Raw genomic sequence first — 17,317 nt, 5'->3', positions numbered from 1 at the left:
GCCCCCGAACTGATCGCCCCCACAAGCCTCTTCAAGGAGTCCTGACATGCACATTCTCATGATCGAGTGCAACCCGAACGGCATGGCCGGTATCGCCAACGCTCTCGACCTCGGCCACGACGTCACCCTCGTCTCGGTCGACCCCGACTTCTACCTCGCCGTCTCCCCGCTCACCGAGGCCGCCTACGCGCACCCCAACTGCCACGTCGTCAAGAGCGAGAAGGCCTTCTCCATCGAGGAGCTGACCGCCCTGGCGCGCGAGGTCCACGCCGAGCGCCCGGTGCACGGCGTCACCACGTACAGCGAGTACCACACCGTCCACACCGCCGCCGTCGCCGAGGCGCTCGGCCTGCCCGGCATGAGCGTCGACGGCGCCCGCAACGCCCGCCACAAGCACCTCACCCGCCTCACCCTCGACGGCACGGGCATCCGGCAGCCGCGCTTCGCGCACGTCTCGGACCCGGCGAAGGTCGAGGCGGCCGTCCGCGAGATCGGCTTCCCCTGCGTGGTGAAGCCGTCCGACGGCACCGCCAGCCTGCACGTCCTGCACCTGAAGGACGAGGACGACCTGACCGCCTATCTGGCCGAACTGGCCGAGGTCGTCGACTACGGGCGCGGCGTCGTCCGCATCCCGGACATCCTGATCGAGGAGTTCGTCACCGGTGAGCTGATCTCGGTGGAGTCGTGCGTGCTCGGCAAGGGCGAGATCGTCAACCTCGGCCTGACCGACCGCCCGCTGAGCGGCTTCCCGCACTTCATCGAGATGGGCGCCACCTACTTCACCGGACACCCGCTCCAGGACGAGCTGTTCGAGATGACCACCAAGGTCCTGAACGAACTGGGCGTCGACTTCGGCTTCATCCACACCGAGTTCCTGCTCGGCCCCGACGGCCCGGTGCTCTGCGAGGTCAACGGCCGGCTCATCGGCGGCATCGTGCCGAGCCTGATGCAGATCAGCTCCGGCGTCGACGCCTATCTGGAGGTCATCCGCCAGGCCCTCGGCGAGCGCCCCGAACTGCCCTTCCCCGGCGAGACCGTCGCGGGCGGCCACTGGTTCGGCTCCCCGGTCGCCGGCACGGTCGAGTCCATCGGCTTCGACGGCCTGACGGACCTGCCCGGCTTCCACAGTGCCCTCGCCTACAAGAAGCCCGGCGTCGAGGTCAGCCGCCTCTCCAAGAGCAACTTCGACTGGATCGGCCACATCATCTTCACCGGCGCCGACCGCGACGAGGTCAACAAGCGCAACGAGGAGGCCCTGGACGCCATCGAACTGCGCCTCAAGGTCGAGGTGGCCCGATGAGCGAGGCCGCGGACGGCCGCACGGGGGTGGCCACCCTGCACGGGGTGGCCGTCCCGGCCCTCGACCCCGAGGCGCGCTACGACGTCACGACGAGGGACGGCCTCTTCACCGCCTTCACCCCCACCGGCCCCCGCCGGGGCGACGAGCCCGAGCTGTGGCCCGGCTACACCGAGACCCACGCCCATGTCTCGCTCCCCGCGAACTGGGACGACACGGTCGAGGACCCCCGGATCGTGGCCCTCCAGTACCTGTACCACGGGGTCACCCACGTCGTGGACATGTTCGGCTTCCCGCTGGTCGCCGACGCCTGGGCGGCCGGCCGCGAGGCCTCCCCGTGGCCCTACCCGGAGATCGTCCACTGCGGCTACGCGGTGACGGCGACGACCGACGCGGCGGGCCGCACCGGCCACGGCGTCGAGTTCCCGGCCCCGGTCCACATGCTGGCCGTCGAGTCCGACCTCGACCACGCCCTGCGCGCCAACGCCGAGCGCGGCGGCACCTTCCTGAAGGTGATGTTCACCGACGGCACCGAACAGCCCGGCAGCCCGGTCCGCTTCTCCCGCCTGTCCGAGCGGGTCCTGCGTTTCACCGCCCGCATGGCGCGGGAGCGCGGTGTCACCGCGGTCATCGACTGCAACACCCTCCAGGAGACCCGCTGGGCGTACGAGTGCGGCTTCCGCCTCTTCGCCCACACCGTGCGCGACCGCACCCTCGACGCGGCCGACTTCAAGGAGTTCGAGGGGGCGCGCTTCGTCTCCACCCTCGCCGGCCTCCGCCCCATGATCATGACCGGTGAGGAGTTCCTGGCCGAGTACTCCCGCGAGGGCTTCGCCGAGACCCAGGACATCCGCAACCTCGACTTCGTCAAGGGCATCGAGAAGCCGTACGGCATCGAGTACGGCGTCCAGGAGACCCGCACCGCCGCCCTCGCCGACATGCGCCGCAACGCCCTCGCGGCGCTCGGCCGGGGCGACCTGCTGGTCGGCACCGACTCCGGCAACACCGGCGCGTACCACGGCTACTCCCTGCTCAGCGAGCTGGACCTGCTGCGCGGCGACGACACCGCGCTGGACGGGATGCTGCGCCACCAGGCCACGGTCGGCGGCCGCCGCTACTTCGAGGAACTCAGCGGCGACCCGTCGGGCGCGCACCCCCTGCGGGCCGGCGCCCCCGCCACGTACAACCTCCTCCACCCCACCGCCCCCGACCGCCCGCTGTCGGCCCTGCCCGTCCGCACGGTCGTCCGGGGCACGGAGATCGACCGCCCGGCGCTGGCCCGCGAGATCGCGGATCTCCGCGCCCGCATCGCCACCACCGACCTGAAGGGAACGGCCGCGTGACCATCGAACGCAGGCGGGCGCTGATCGGCGTGAACGCCGGCATCTTCCTCGCCCACATCGGGAACTTCATCTGGTTCCCCGTACTCGTCGCCTCCCTCGGCGGCACCGACAGCGGCTTCTGGGCCGGGGTCGTGATGTGCATGACCTACGTGGGCCGCCTCGGCGCGACCTTCTTCTACGAGGGGGTCGCGGCCCGGATCGGCATCCGGGGCGCGGTGTTCGCGGGCACCGCGACGGAGGCGGTGGCCCTGTTCCTGATGGGCTTCGGCGACGGCGTCCTCGTCTACTCCGTCCTGGCCTTCTTCATCGGCCTCGGCTCCGGCACGGCCTTCCCCGGCCTGAAGAACATCCTGGTCTCGTACCCCGACGACGAGCGCCCGAAGGCCTTCTCGACCTTCCAGATGTCGGCGCAGGTGGGCCTCTTCGGCGGCGCGCTGGCCGGCGGACTGCTCGCGGACGTCGACCTGCGCACCCTGTTCTCCGTCGTCTTCGCCATCTTCATCGGCTTCTGCCTGGCGTCCTCGGCGTTCATCCCGAGGGACGGCTTCGGGACCGTGGACAAGCCGGTGGACCGGGTGCCCCTGGTGAGCACGGCGGTCTTCAAGGGCATCGAGGTCCGCGGGGCCACCCGCTACTTCCTGCTCTCTGCCGTCTTCTGGTTCCTCTCCATCGGCTTCATGGTCGGCATCCCGCTGCACATGGAGGAGTACGCGTCCGGATGGGCCCCGTCGGCCCCCTTCTGGATCACCGGTCTGACGGTGCTCGTCCTCCAGTACCCCCTGTTCAAGTTCCTGATCAAGCACCTGCGTCCCGGGGCGGTGATGGCGCTGGGGCTCACGGGTATGACGGTGGCGTTCACGGCGTTCGGCGCGGGCCGCACCGCGCCCTGGGTGGTCGTGGGCTGCCTCACCGTGGTGCTGGGCGAGATCCTCTTCGTCCCGTCCTTCGACATCTGGGTCGCTCGCAAGGTCCCGGCGGACCGCCTCGCCAAGGCGATGGGGGCGATGCACTTCTTCCGCAGCGCCGGCAACATGATCGGCTCCCTGCTGGCCGGCCTCCTCTTCGACCTGGCCCTGAGCTGGGACGTCCCCGGCGCGAACTGGTACATCGCCGCGCTGATCGCCGCCGGGTGCGCCGCGGTGTGCCTGTTCAGCGGGGACGACGGGGCGGCGGCCGCCGCCCCGGAGACGGCGGAGGAGGAGCGGGCGGAGGCACCGGCGTAGGGGCCGCCTCATAGCTCGGGGGGTGCCTGTTTCGTCGGCGGGTGCGGGTGCGTGGGGCTTCTCGCGCACTTCCCCGCGCCCCTGAAGGCCCAGGCCCCTGCGGGCCTGGAAGACCACGGGGCCGCGGGCCTGGAAAGCGACGGGGCCGCGGGCCTGAAAAGCACGGGGCGCAGCCCCTGCTTTTCAGGGGCGCGGGGAACTGCGCGAGCAACCACGAACCACCCGCACCCGCCGACGAAACAGGCACCCCCGAGCTGTCAGGCGCCCCCAATTGTTGCGGCGGGATGAAATCCCTCTCCCGCCGTGTTGGTCCCTGCGGAGACCAGGACGAACGGAGGGCACCGGCGTGGTAGCGCAGCAGGGGGGCGACCGAGGGTGGGCGCGCAGACTGGCCGGATACGCCTGGCGGTACCCCAAGGACGTGATCCTCGCCCTCGGCGCGTCCCTGGCCGGCATGGCCGTGATGGCGCTGGTCCCCCTGATCACCAAGGTGATCATCGATGACGTGATCGGGGACAACACCCGGGACATGGCCCCCTGGGCGGCGGCCCTGATCGGCGCCGCCCTCCTCGTGTACGTGTCCACCTACGTCCGCCGCTACTACGGCGGCCGCCTCGCCCTCGACGTCCAGCACGACCTGCGGACGGAGATGTACGGCACGATCACCCGCCTCGACGGCCGCCGCCAGGACGAGCTGTCCACCGGCCAGGTCGTCGGCCGCGCCACCAGCGACCTCCAGCTGATCCAGGGCCTGCTCTTCATGTTGCCGATGACCATCGGCAACGTCCTGCTGTTCCTGATCTCCCTCGTGATCATGGCGTGGCTGTCCCTCCCGCTCACCCTGGTCGCGATCGCCGTCGCCCCCGCCCTGTGGTGGATCGCCCAGCGCAGCCGGACCAAGCTGCACCCCGCCACCTGGTACGCCCAGGCCCAGGCCGCCGCCGTCGCGGGCGTGGTCGACGGCGCCGTCAGCGGCGTACGCGTGGTGAAGGGGTTCGGGCAGGAGGAGCAGGAGACCGGCAAGCTCCGGGAGGTCGGGCGGCGGCTCTTCGCGGGGCGGCTGCGGACCATCCGGTTCAACTCCCGCTACACCCCCGCCCTCCAGGCCGTCCCCGCCCTCGGCCAGGTCGCCATGCTGGCGCTCGGCGGCTGGCTGGCCGTCCGGGGCCACATCACGCTCGGCACGTTCGTCGCGTTCTCCACCTACCTCGCCCAGCTGGTCGGCCCGGTCCGCATGCTCGCGATGGTGCTCACCGTCGGGCAGCAGGCCCGCGCCGGCACCGAACGCGTCCTGGAACTGATCGACACCGAGCCCACGCTCGCCGACGGCACGAAGACCCTCCCCGCCGACGCGCCCGCGACCGTCGAGTTCGACGACGTGTCCTTCGGGTACGAGGCGGGGCGCCCCGTCCTCGACGGCCTCAGCTTCGAGATCCGGCCCGGCGAGACCCTCGCCGTCGTCGGCTCCTCCGGCTCCGGCAAGTCGACCGTCTCGCTGCTGCTGCCCCGCTTCTACGACGTGACGCGCGGCGCCGTCCTCATCGGCGGCCACGACGTCCGCGAACTCACCCTCGACTCGCTGCGCGCCGCGATCGGCCTGGTCCCCGAGGACTCCTTCCTCTTCTCCGACACGGTCCGCGCCAACATCGCCTACGGCCGCCCGGACGCGACCGACGAACAGATCGAGACCGCCGCCCGCGCCGCCCAGGCGGACCGTTTCATCGCCGAGCTGCCCGACGGCTACGCCACCAAGGTCGGCGAGCACGGTCTCACCCTCTCCGGCGGCCAGCGCCAGCGGATCGCCCTCGCCCGCGCCCTCCTCACCGACCCCCGCCTGCTCGTCCTCGACGACGCGACCTCGGCGGTGGACGCCCGCGTGGAGCACGAGATCCACGAGGCGCTGTCCCATGTCATGGAGGGCCGCACCACCCTCCTCATCGCCCACCGCCGCTCCACCCTGGGCCTCGCCGACCGCATCGCCGTCCTCGACGAGGGCCGCCTCGCCGACCTCGGCACCCACGAGGAGCTGGAGCGCCGCTCCGCCCTCTACCGCCGGCTGCTCACCGACCCGGACGAGCTGGGCGGTGTCTCGCCCGGCCACCTCCCGCCGACCTCGCTCGCCAAGGCCGAGGACACCTCCGCCCGCGACTCGATACGGGACGAGCTGGACGCCGAGTTCGACGCCGAGCGCGGCATCACGCCCCGGCTGTGGACCGGCGACCGGGAGCCCCGCGACACCGCCTTCGACGGCACCCCCGCCACCCCCGAACTCCTCGCCCAGGTCGAGGCGCTGCCCCCGGCGACCGACACCCCCGGCGTCGACGAGGCCCGCGCGGTCGCGCCGGAGGAGTCGTACGGTCTGAAGCGGTTGCTGCGCGGCTTCGGCCCGCCCCTGCTGATCAGCCTGGCCCTGGTCGCCGTCGACGCGGGCATGGGCCTGCTGCTGCCGGTGCTGATCCGGCACGGCATCGACGAGGGGGTCTCCCAGGCGGCCCTCGGCGCGGTCTGGGCCGCGTCCCTGCTCGGGCTGCTCGTGGTCCTCGCGCAGTGGGCGGCGCAGATCGGCGAGATGCGGATGACCGGCCGTACCGGCGAACGCGTCCTCTACTCCCTGCGCCTGAAGATCTTCGCCCAGCTCCAGCGCCTCGGACTCGACTACTACGAGCGGGAGTTGACCGGACGGATCATGACGCGGATGACGACCGACGTCGACGCGCTCTCGACCTTCCTGCAGACCGGACTGGTCACCGCGTTCGTCTCCGTCGTCACCTTCTTCGGCATCATGGTCGCCCTGCTGGTGCTCGACGTGGAGCTCGCCCTCGTCGTCTTCGCCACGCTCCCGCCGCTGATCGTCTGTACGGTCTTCTTCCGCCGGGCGAGCGTGAAGGCGTACGAGCTGGCCCGTGAGCGGGTGTCCGTGGTCAACGCCGACCTCCAGGAGTCGGTGGCCGGGCTGCGGATCGTGCAGGCCTTCCGGGGCGAGCGCACGGGCGGCGAGCGCTTCGCGGCCGGCAGCGACAGCTACCGCCGGGCCCGTGTGCACGGCCAGTGGCTGATCTCGATCTACTTCCCGTTCGTGCAGTTCCTGTCCTCGGCCGCGGCGGCGGCCGTCCTGATCGTCGGCGCCCAGCGCGTCGACGCGGGCACCCTCACCACCGGCGCCCTGGTCGCCTACCTCCTCTACATCGACCTCTTCTTCGCCCCCGTCCAGCAGCTCTCCCAGGTCTTCGACGGCTACCAGCAGGCCACCGTCTCCCTCGGCCGCATCCAGGAACTCCTCCAGGAGCCGACGTCGACGAAGTCCGCCGCCGAGCCGCGGGAGGTGGGCTCCCTGCGCGGCGACATCGCCTTCGAGGACGTGGCCTTCGCCTACTCCTCCGCCGACGGGGACAAGGAGGCCGAGGAGGCCCTCAGCGGCATCGCGCTGACCATCCCCGCCGGGCAGACCGTCGCCTTCGTCGGTGAGACCGGCGCCGGCAAGTCGACACTGGTCAAGCTGGTCGCCCGGTTCTACGACCCCACGGGCGGCCGGGTCACCGTCGACGGCACCGACCTGCGCGACCTCGACCTCACCTCGTACCGGCACCGGCTCGGTGTCGTCCCGCAGGAGGCGTACCTGTTCCAGGGCACGATCCGGGACGCCATCGCCTACGGCCGCCCCGAGGCCACCGACGCCGAGGTGGAGGCCGCCGCCCGGGCCGTCGGCGCCCACGACATGATCGCCACGCTCGACGGCGGCTACCTCCACGAGGTCGCCGAACGCGGCCGCAACCTCTCCGCCGGACAGCGCCAGCTGATCGCGCTGGCCCGCGCGGAGCTGGTCGACCCGGACATCCTGCTCCTCGACGAGGCGACGGCGGCCCTGGACCTGGCCACCGAGGCCCAGGTCAACCACGCCACCGACCGGCTCGCCGGCCGCCGCACCACCCTGGTGGTGGCCCACCGCCTCACCACGGCCGCCCGCGCGGACCGTGTCGTCGTGATGGACCACGGCCGGGTCGCCGAGGACGGCACCCACGACGAACTCCTCGCCCTCGACGGCCGGTACGCCGCCCTCTGGCGCACCTTCGTGGGCGAGCCGGCGCTGCGCCCATAAGGGACCTTCGACGCGTTCCGCCCCGCGCGTGCAACCTTCCGGCGGGGGTCGTGCGTCCGTACATCAGTACGGTCGTGGGACGGGAGGGGCAGCGGGTGATCAGGCGGGGAACGCGTCGGCCGACGGCGCTCGTACTGGCCGTACTGGCGGTCGCCGGTCTGCTGACCCTGGCGGGGCCGGTGGCGAGCGCGGAGGCAGCCGCCACGTCCTGTCCCGGCCGCAAGGTGCGCACACTGACCTTCGACACCGGGACCGTACGGGTCTACCGCAAGGGCGGCCGCTACGTGTGCGTCGTCCTCGTACCCGGCAAGCAGGCCCGCAAGGGCGCGATCCGCATCCGGGCCAGGGGCGGGCGTTGGGTCCGCAACGAGGCGAGCCCCACCGGTCCGGTGACGGTCCACGCCGGCCGCCGCGCCGTACGGATCAAGGCCCGCGCCGGCGGCGAGACCTTCGACTCGGGCTGGATCCTGCGCTGAACCTCCCCGCGCCGCACAGGGTTTTCCCTATCGCTCCCATCTGCGGCCGAAAGCAGTCCAGTTGGCCCCTTTCTTCCCTGGTGCCCCGGCGGCCGCTCCGATAGCTTCCGGCGCACAGTCGTTGCAGCACAGGGGAGAGAACGCATGCGCAAAGCACTCGGATGGGTGCTGTCGCTCGTGGTGCTCATAGGCACGTTGAGCACGGCGGGGACGGCCCACGCCGCGGGGTCGGACGCCGGTGACATCAAGGACCGACTGCTCGCGATCCCGGGGGTGAGCCTGATCGAGGAGAAGCCGTACCCGGGGTACCGCTTCTTCGTCCTCAACTTCACCCAGCCGGTGGACCACAGGAACCCGAAGAAGGGCACGTTCCAGCAGCGGATCACCGTGCTGCACAAGGACACGGCCCGTCCGACGGTCTTCTACACCGGCGGCTACAACGTCTCCACCAACCCCGGCCGCCGTGAGCCCACGCAGATCGTGGACGGCAACCAGGTCTCCATGGAGTACCGCTTCTTCAGCCCGTCCCGGCCCGACCCGGCCGACTGGTCCAAGCTCGACATCTGGCAGGCGGCCAGCGACCAGCACCGGATCTTCAAGGCGCTGAAGAAGATCTACGGCAAGAAGTGGATCTCCACCGGCGGCTCCAAGGGCGGCATGACGGCCACCTACTACGAGCGCTTCTACCCGAAGGACATGGACGGCGTCGTCGCGTACGTCGCCCCCAACGACGTCGTCAACAAGGAGGACTCGGCGTACGACCGGTTCTTCGCCAAGGTCGGCACCAAGGAGTGCCGCGACCGGCTGAACGCGGTGCAGCGCGAGGCGCTCGTCCGCCGTGCGCCGCTGGAGAAGAAGTACGCGGAGGTCGCCGCCGCCGAGGGCTTCACGTTCGACACGATCGGCAGCCTCGACAAGGCGTACGAGGCCGTCGTCCTCGACTACGTGTGGGGCTTCTGGCAGTACAGCCTGCTCGCCGACTGCGACAGCGACGTCATCCCGAAGGACGCCAAGAAGGCCACGGACGACGAGATCTGGACGTCCATCGACACGATCTCCGGCTTCTCCTTCTACACCGACCAGGGCCTCGCGCCGTACACGCCGTACTTCTACCAGGCCGGTACGCAGCTGGGCGCGCCCACGATCAAGTTCCCGCACATCGAGAAGAAGTACATCCGCTACGGCTACCAGCCGCCCCGGAACTTCGTGCCCCGGGACATCAAGATGAAGTTCCAGCCGTACGCCATGCGCGACGTCGACACCTGGGTGCGGAACAACGCCCAGCAGATGCTCTTCGTCTACGGGCAGAACGACCCGTGGGGCGCCGAGCCGTTCCACCTGGGCAAGAAGGCCCGCGACTCGTACGTGTTCACGGCCCCCGGCGCCAACCACGGTGCCAACGTCGCCGGTCTCGTCGAGGCGCAGAAGGACCTGGCCACCGCCCGGATCCTGAAGTGGGCGGGGGTCGCCCCGGCCGCCGTCCAGCAGGACCCGAGCAAGGCCAAGCCGCTGGCGAAGTTCGACTCCAAGCTCGACAAGCGTGACGTCGAGCGGGAGCCCGCGCTGCGGCCGTAGAACAGCCGGGCGTCACAGAGCCGAGCCCCGGTGCCGTCGACGACGGCACCGGGGCTCGGCGTCCGTCAAACCGGTACCGCGCACCCCACCGGCCGGCTGCCGCCCAGCCGCACATACAGGTCGGTCGTGGCCGGGCACTGCGCCTCGCTGGCGACGGCCGTCGTCACCTCGTACTCCGGGGCGTGCCTGCCGCCGCCGTCGCAGGCGGTCTCTCGGACCTCGCCCCGGCCCGCGCCGTAGACGCAGTCGCCGACGATGGTGCGGGGGCCGCCACCGCCACCGGGGTCGCCCGGGTGCGGCGGCTGGAGCCCCCGCATACAGGCGTAGCCCTGCGGCACGGAACCGTCGCCGTCCTCGTCCTCGGCGAGCCCGTCGGAGGCGCCGGAACCGCCGGTGGCGGGCCGGGACTCGCTGATGTGGAGGACGAAGTCGGTGGTCGGCGGACACAGCGGACCCTGGCCGGCCCGGCCGTCGTGCCGCGCCACGACCCGGGCGGCGGCCCGCTCGCTCGCACAGGGCACCTCGGTGAAACTCGTCGTCCCGAACGAACTGCACTCGTCGACCCCGAGGAACACGGTCCCGTACCCGGCCGGCCGGGTCGGGGTGCCGGTCGTGGTCGCGGCCGCCCGCTCCTCCGGCTCCTCGCCGACCCCGCCCGGCCAGACCTGACATCCGCAGAGCGCCGCGAGGGCGAGCAGGACGGCGGCCGCGAGCACCCCTGTGCACATCTGTCGAACGAGACACACCCCTCGCATGGCAACCCCCCGACGAACCCCCGTCCAGCGTGACCCCGCGCCGGGGGCCACGCCAGACATACCGTGTGCTTTGCGCCTGTTGGGGGTGGTGGGCGAGGAGTGCGGCGTAGACCCCGTACGCCAGCGGCCTTACACCGAGGTCCGCAGGTCAGGGCCGTACACCAGTGCCGTACACGGGTGGCGTGCGTCAGGGCCCGTACGTCAGGCCGTGCCCGACGGGGAACAGCACCTTCGCCGGGTCGTCGGCCCGCTGCACCGGCACCGGCAGCGTCCCGCGCGGCGCCACCCGCCCGGCCAGCACCCGCGCCGCCGCCCGCACCTCGACGTCCGTCCAGGAGTACGTCGCCAGGCAGCCCTTCACCCCCGGCAGCCGGGCCACGTCGTACGGGTTGCGGATGGCGACGGCCACCACCGGCACCCCGGTGGCCAGCAGCCGCGCGACCAGGGTCCGCTGGGTGCTGTCCGCCGTCACGTTGTACGTCGCCACCACCACGGCGTCCTTGCCCCCGGCCGCCGCCACGGCCCGGTCGACGAGGGCCTCGGTGGGGGCCGTACCGGTCGACAGGCTGGTCGCCGTGAAGCCCAGGGCGGTGAGTTCGGCGGCGAGGACGGCCGTCGGGGGTCCCGTGGTGCCCGACGGGGAGGCCGGGTCGGCGCCGACCACCAGCACGTTGCGGTGCGTACGCCGGGACAGCGGCAGCAGCGCACCCTCGTTGACCAGGAGGGTGGTGGTCCGTTCGGCGATCCGGTCGGCGGTCGCCAAGTGCCGCCGGATCCCCACGACCCGGTCGACACCGGCGTCGCTCACGTACGGGCGCTCGAACAGCCCGAGCTTCGCCTTGAGCCGCAGGATCCGCAGGACCGACTCGTCGAGCCGCGCCTCGGTCAGGTCGCCGGCGCGTACGGCGGCGAGGACCGCGCGCCACGCCACGTCGATCGACGGCGGGTTGAGGAGCTGGTCCACGCCCGCCTTCAGCGCCAGCACCGGCACCTGGTCGTCCCCGTACTTCTCCCGTACGCCCTGCATGCCGAGCGAGTCGGTGACCACGACCCCGTCGTAGCCGAGCTGTTCGCGCAGGATCCCGGTGAGGATCGGGCGGGAGAGGGTGGCCGGGTCGCCGGAGGGGTCCAGGGCCGGGACCATGAGGTGCGCGGTCATGATCGAGTCGATGCCGGCCCGGATCGCGGCGCGGAACGGCGGGGCGTCCAGGGCCGTCCACTGCTCCCGGGTGTGCTCGATGACCGGGAAGCCGTAGTGGCTGTCGACGGCCGTGTCCCCGTGGCCCGGGAAGTGCTTGGCGGTCGCCGCGACCCCCGCTTGCTGATAGCCCTTCACCTGCGCGGCGACCAGCCCGGCGACCGCGTCCGGGTCGGCGCCGAAGGAGCGTACGCCGATGACCGGGTTGGCCGGGTTGACGTTCACGTCGGCGACGGGGGCGTAGTCCTGCCGGATGCCCATCGCCCGCAGCTCGGCCCCGCCGACGCGTCCGGCCTCGCGGGCGTCCGCGCGGGAGCCGCCGGCGCCGAGGGCCATCGCGCCCGGCAGCAGCGTGGCGGGCTTGCCGACGCGGGCCACGATGCCGTGTTCCTGGTCGGTGGAGACGAGGACGGGCAGGCCCCGGGGGAGAGCGAGGGAGGCGCGCTGGATGCCGTTGGACAGGGCGGCGATCTGGTGCGGGTCGCGGGTGTTGTGCGCCCAGGAGAAGTAGATGATCCCGCCGACGCGGTACTTCTCCAGCAGCTCGGCGGCCGTGCGCACGCCCAGCTCCTGGAGGTTGGCGTCGATGTCGGCCTGGTCCGGGGCGGTCGCCGAGTGCCCGTAGACCCGCATCACGAAGAGCTGGCCGACCTTCTCCTCGAGGCTCATGCGCGTGACGAGGGCGCGGAGCCTCTCGTCGTCGTGGGGGTGGGGGCCGGCCTGGGCGTCGGTGCCGAGGGCCAGGGCCGAGGTGACGCCTGCGGTGGCGGCGAGAACGGTACGTCTGGTGGGCACGTGCGTCGCTCCTTCCGGAGGACTGAAGGAAACTTCCAAGGTGTCACGATTATCCGGGAAGTTTCTTCCGGTCAAGGGAACGCGGCGCGTGCTGACGGGTGCTGAGGGGCCGTCACCGGCGCTGTGGAGGGGGGCGCGCCGGTGACGGCGTGCGGCCGGCCGCAGGCGGCGGAGAGGGTTGGTCAGCGTTCGCAGCCAGCAGCGAGGCCGACACCGCACTGCGGAGACTCATCCGGCGGCATGGGGGTTGGACGGGGTGGGGTGGATTCGGGTTCCCGGGAAGGGACGGGTTTCTGAAATCCGGTACGGGTGAGATGGGCGTGGCGCCTGGGAGCACGGGGGGTGCCGGTTTCGTCCGGGGTGCGGGTGAGTGGGGGGTTGCTCGCGCAGTTCCCCGCGCCCCTAAAAGCCCAGGCCCCTGCGGGCCTAACGGACCAGGCCCTGCGTGCCTGGAGACCACGAGCCGGCGGGCCTGGAAAGCAGCGGGGCTGCGGGCCTGAAAAGCACGGGGCGCAGCCCCTGCTTTTCAGGGGCGCGGGGAACTGCGCGAGAAGCCCCACCGGACCCGTGCCCGCCGAGGAACCCGAGCCCCCCGAGCTAGTAGGCGCCCCCCACCGCACTCCGTCGGCCTTTCAGGCGCGCAGGGGCCTGATGCTTTTAGGGGCGCGGGGAACTGCGCGAGAAGCCCCACCGGGCCCGCACCCGCCGAGGAACCCGAGCCCCCCGAGCTAGTAGGCGTCCCCCACCCGCCCACGAAGCACGCGGCCCCGAGCCACTGGGCGCCGTCCACTCCCCGGACACATCCGCACCCACCCCACCCCACGGTTCACCATGACCCGCATGCCGACCGTCGACATCCCCGGTTCCAAGTCCCTCACCGCCCGCGCCCTCTTCCTCGCCGCGGCCGCCGACGGAGTCACCACCCTCGTGCGCCCCCTCAGGTCCGACGACACGGAAGGCTTCGCGGAGGGCCTCGCCCGCCTCGGTTACCGCGTCGGCCGCACCCCGGACACCTGGCAGGTCGACGGCCGCCCCCAGGGCCCCGCCGTCCCGGAGGCCGACGTGTACTGCCGGGACGGCGCCACCACCGCCCGCTTCCTGCCGACCCTCGCCGCCGCCGGCCACGGCACCTACCGCTTCGACGCCTCCCCCCAGATGCGCCGCCGCCCCCTCCTGCCCCTCACCCGCGCCCTGCGCGACCTCGGCGTGGACCTGCGGCACGAGGAGGCGGAGGGCCACCACCCCCTCACGGTCACCGCCGCCGGCGTCGACGGCGGCGAGGTCGTGCTGGACGCCGGCCAGTCCTCCCAGTACCTGACCGCCCTGCTCCTGCTCGGCCCGCTCACCCGCACCGGCCTGCGCGTCACCGTCACCGACCTGGTCTCCGTGCCGTACGTGGAGATCACGATCGCGATGATGCGCGCGTTCGGCGTGGAGGTCGGCCGCGAGGGTGACACGTACGTCGTCCCGCCCGGCGGCTACCGGGCCACCACCTACCCGATCGAACCCGACGCCTCCACCGCGAGCTACTTCTTCGCGGCCGCCGCCCTCACCGGCGGCGAGGTGACCGTGCCGGGCCTCGGCGCGGGCGCGCTCCAGGGCGACCTCGGCTTCGTGGAGGTGCTGCGGCGGATGGGCGCGCGGGTGGAGGTGGGCGACGACCGCACGACGGTGACCGGCACCGGCCGGCTCGACGGTGTCACCGTCAACATGCGGGACATCTCCGACACCATGCCGACCCTCGCCGCGATCGCCCCCTTCGCCTCGGGGCCGGTGCGGATCGAGGACGTCGCCAACACCCGGGTGAAGGAGTGCGACCGCCTGGAGGCCTGCGCGGAGAACCTCCGCCGCCTGGGCGTGGACGTGACGACCGGCGCCGACTGGATCGAGATCCACCCCGGCACCCCGCGAGCCGCGGAGATCAGGACCCACGGCGACCACCGCATCGTCATGTCCTTCGCCGTGACCGGGCTGCGCACCCCCGGCATCACCTTCGACGACCCGGAATGCGTGCGCAAGACGTTCCCGGCCTTCCACGAGGCGTTCGAGGCGCTCCCGCTACCCTCCGGTGCATGACCGCTCCGGAGCCCACCATCGTCGCGACCTCGGGAGGCCACCGCATCGGTGACCGCACCCGGGTGACCTTCCATTCGCTCGTGCACCACGCCGTGGACCTGTCGGGGGTGCACGGGCGGCGGCCGAAGGTCATGTACATCGGTACGGCCGTCGGCGACTCCGAGCACATGACGGCGCGCATGAGCGAGGCCGCGCGCGTCGCGGGCTTCGATCTGACCCCTCTCGCGCTCTTCCCGATGCCCAACATCGAGGACATCGAGTCGGCCGTCCTCGCCCAGGACGTCGTGTGGGTCATGGGCGGCTCGGTCGCCAACCTGCTCGCCGTCTGGCGCGTCCACGGCCTCGACCGCGTACTGCGCCGCGCCTGGCGGGCCGGTGTCGTGCTGAGCGGCGTCAGCGCGGGCTCCATCTGCTGGTTCCGGGGCGGGACGACGGACTCCTTCGGCCCGGCGCTCCGCCCGGTGACGGACGCGCTGGCGTACCTCCCGTACGGCAACGGCGTCCACTACGACAGCGACGAGGGCCGCCGCCCCCTCGTCCACCGCCTCGTCGCCGACGGCACGCTCCCGGAGACCCACTGCACCGACGACGGGGTCGGGCTCGTCTACCGGGGCACGCGCCTGGTGGAGGCGGTCGCCGAAGTCCCGGACAAGGGGGCGTACTTGGTCCGGCGCGAGGGCGCCACGGCGGTGGAGGAACGGATATCCCCTCGCCTCCTGCCCGAGCCGCGCCGGTAGCGGCGCCACACCGGTGGCGGTCCTACGAGTTGTACGAGGAAGGGGTGTCCCGTGGTGTCGGGTTCTCGTGAGGAAGAGGTGCTGGCCCGGATCGCCGAGGGGCTCGTCTACACCGAGTCCGAGGCGGCCTTCCAGGCGCCCCGGCGGCGCACGGATCAGATCTTCGAGTACAACATGACCCCACCGGGCCAGGCGGAGCGGCGTCGCGCGCTGCTCGTCGAGATCTTCGGGTCGATCGGTGAACGCACGGTGCTGCTGCCGCCGTTCCACGCGGGCTTCGGCAGCAACGTCCACATCGGTGACGACTTCTTCGGCAACGTGAACCTGACGTTCGTCGACGACGTGGACATCCGCATAGGAGACGGCGTCATGATCGCTCCCAGTGTGACGCTGACGACGACGGGCCATCCCGTGCACCCCTCGCGCCGCGCGGACTTCGGGCGGTTCTCCGAGCCGATCGTGATCGAGGACAAGGTGTGGATCGGCAGCAACGCGGTCGTCCTGCCCGGTGTCCGGATCGGCTACGGCTCGGTCATCGGCGCCGGCAGCGTCGTCAGCCGCGACATCCCCCCGATGTCCGTCGCGCTCGGCACCCCGTGCCGGGTGGTCCGCGCCATCACGGACGAGGACCTCACCACCCGTACCGCCACCACCCGTGCCGCCACCACCCGTACCGCTACCACCCGCACCGGCACCACCCGTACCGCGCCCGGGAGTTAGGACCCTTCCGGCCGACGGTCACCTCACCATTCCTGGACGCGCCGCCCCGCGCCCTGCTGTCGGCCGGGGGTGCGGGGCTGGGGTTCGAAGAGGGATCCCGGGGAGGAGCCGTCGGGGTGCTGGAGCGGGACGTCGGGGCGGTCGGCCTGCCAGGGCCGCCGGGGTTCCGGCCGCTGCCCCTCCGGCTTCCGGCCGGCCGTGCGGTCCCAGTCGCCCTCGCCCAGCACGAGCATCGGGTCGAACATCACGACCACGCCCGCGAGGAGCAGGAAGATGACCGGGCCGATGAGCATGGGCAGCAGGATCGTCGTGGGTGACTCGCCGGTGAACGTCCCGCCGGTCGTGCCGTGCAGATGCACCCCCACGGCGGCCATGCCGGTGTAGTGCATGCCGGACACGGCGACCCCCATCACCAGGCTGGCCCCGAGACTGGTGACGAACCCCCGGATCGACACGGCCGCCCAGAGCGCGGCGGTCGCGGCGACGATGGCGATGACGACGGAGAGGGCGACGACGGCGATGTCGTACTGGATGTAGCCGTTCAACTGGATGGCGGCCATGCCCAGATAGTGCATGGCGGCCACCCCGAGGCCCGTCACGGATCCCGCCGCGCAGAGGGTGGCCGTGCTGACACCGCGGTAGCCCACGGCGAAGACCCCGATGCCGACGACGGTGACGGCGACGACGAGGCTGAGCACCGTCAGCCCGACGTCGTAGTGGATGGGGCTCTCCTCCACCCGGAAGCCGACCATCGCGATGAAGTGCATCGTCCAGATGCCGCAGCCGATGCTCGCGGCCCCCAGGGCCAGCCAACCGGGCTTCCAGGAGCGCTCGTTGTAGACCGACCTGACCACACAGCGCAGTCCGAGCGCGGCGCCCAGGCAGGCCATGACATAGGCGGCCACCGGAGTGACCGCACCGTAGCTGAAACCGTCGACCGTGCCTTGCATATGCCAAATCCCCCCGATACATGGCCAGTTGCGCATGGGCTGGCGAGGGAGGCAAGTCTGGTGCAAGCGCGTACCG

Annotated in this window: 12 protein-coding genes; 9 read left to right on the top strand and 3 right to left on the bottom strand. The window is 71.9% G+C overall.

Annotated elements, in window-relative coordinates; all coding sequences use genetic code 11:
- The first annotated feature begins 46 nt into the window (after positions 1–46).
- The 6 genes from ACZ52C_RS23420 to ACZ52C_RS23395 all read left to right on the top strand — a co-directional run bounded on the left by ACZ52C_RS23420 (position 47) and on the right by ACZ52C_RS23395 (position 10,010).
- Positions 47–1,300 (top strand): ATP-grasp domain-containing protein, encoded by a 1,254-nt coding sequence (locus ACZ52C_RS23420; protein ID WP_469076565.1) that lies wholly within the window; start codon positions 47–49, stop codon positions 1,298–1,300.
- On the top strand, positions 1,297–2,640 hold the full coding sequence (locus ACZ52C_RS23415; protein WP_469076564.1) for an amidohydrolase family protein: 1,344 nt from the start codon (positions 1,297–1,299) through the stop codon (positions 2,638–2,640). Before ACZ52C_RS23420 ends, ACZ52C_RS23415 begins: the two co-directional genes overlap by 4 nt.
- Positions 2,637–3,863, top strand: coding sequence for an MFS transporter (locus tag ACZ52C_RS23410; RefSeq protein ID WP_469076563.1), 1,227 nt, complete (start codon positions 2,637–2,639; stop codon positions 3,861–3,863). The genes ACZ52C_RS23415 and ACZ52C_RS23410 overlap by 4 nt, the downstream gene beginning before the upstream one ends.
- Before the next feature lie 346 nt (positions 3,864–4,209).
- Positions 4,210–7,959, top strand: a complete 3,750-nt coding sequence (locus ACZ52C_RS23405) for an ABC transporter ATP-binding protein (RefSeq protein WP_469076562.1) — start codon at positions 4,210–4,212, stop codon at positions 7,957–7,959.
- A gap of 95 nt (positions 7,960–8,054) precedes the next feature.
- The gene (locus ACZ52C_RS23400) at positions 8,055–8,435 is read left to right on the top strand and encodes a hypothetical protein (RefSeq protein ID WP_469076561.1); all 381 of its coding nucleotides are present in this window, start codon (positions 8,055–8,057) and stop codon (positions 8,433–8,435) included.
- Between the two features lie 144 nt (positions 8,436–8,579).
- Positions 8,580–10,010: a S28 family serine protease gene (locus ACZ52C_RS23395; RefSeq protein ID WP_469076560.1), complete on the top strand. Its 1,431-nt coding sequence runs from the start codon at positions 8,580–8,582 to the stop codon at positions 10,008–10,010.
- 65 nt (positions 10,011–10,075) lie between these two features.
- Here ACZ52C_RS23395 and ACZ52C_RS23390 read toward each other — a convergent pair whose 3' ends face one another.
- Positions 10,076–10,738 (bottom strand): hypothetical protein, encoded by a 663-nt coding sequence (locus ACZ52C_RS23390; RefSeq protein WP_469076559.1) that lies wholly within the window; start codon positions 10,736–10,738, stop codon positions 10,076–10,078.
- A 214-nt stretch (positions 10,739–10,952) separates the two neighbouring features.
- A complete protein-coding gene (locus tag ACZ52C_RS23385) occupies positions 10,953–12,758 on the bottom strand; it encodes a glycoside hydrolase family 3 protein (protein ID WP_469076558.1) in 1,806 nt (601 codons plus the stop codon).
- 840 nt (positions 12,759–13,598) lie between these two features.
- On the opposite strand from ACZ52C_RS23385, the gene aroA reads away from it, so the two are divergent.
- Genes aroA through ACZ52C_RS23370 form a run of 3 tightly spaced genes read left to right on the top strand, consistent with a single transcriptional unit; the run spans position 13,599 to position 16,291 of the window.
- The gene (gene aroA, locus ACZ52C_RS23380) at positions 13,599–14,834 is read left to right on the top strand and encodes a 3-phosphoshikimate 1-carboxyvinyltransferase (RefSeq protein ID WP_469076557.1); all 1,236 of its coding nucleotides are present in this window, start codon (positions 13,599–13,601) and stop codon (positions 14,832–14,834) included.
- A complete protein-coding gene (locus ACZ52C_RS23375) occupies positions 14,831–15,571 on the top strand; it encodes a Type 1 glutamine amidotransferase-like domain-containing protein (protein WP_469076556.1) in 741 nt (246 codons plus the stop codon). The genes aroA and ACZ52C_RS23375 overlap by 4 nt, the downstream gene beginning before the upstream one ends.
- A 54-nt stretch (positions 15,572–15,625) precedes the next feature.
- Positions 15,626–16,291, top strand: coding sequence for a sugar O-acetyltransferase (locus tag ACZ52C_RS23370; protein WP_469076555.1), 666 nt, complete (start codon positions 15,626–15,628; stop codon positions 16,289–16,291).
- Between the two features lie 23 nt (positions 16,292–16,314).
- Here the strand turns inward: ACZ52C_RS23370 and ACZ52C_RS23365 are convergent, their stop codons facing one another.
- A complete protein-coding gene (locus ACZ52C_RS23365) occupies positions 16,315–17,241 on the bottom strand; it encodes an MHYT domain-containing protein (protein WP_469076554.1) in 927 nt (308 codons plus the stop codon).
- Positions 17,242–17,317: the final 76 nt, after the last annotated feature.

This window comes from Streptomyces sp. NPDC034049 (genome assembly GCF_055575575.1).
This window is presented reverse-complemented; position numbering and strand designations above follow the sequence as displayed.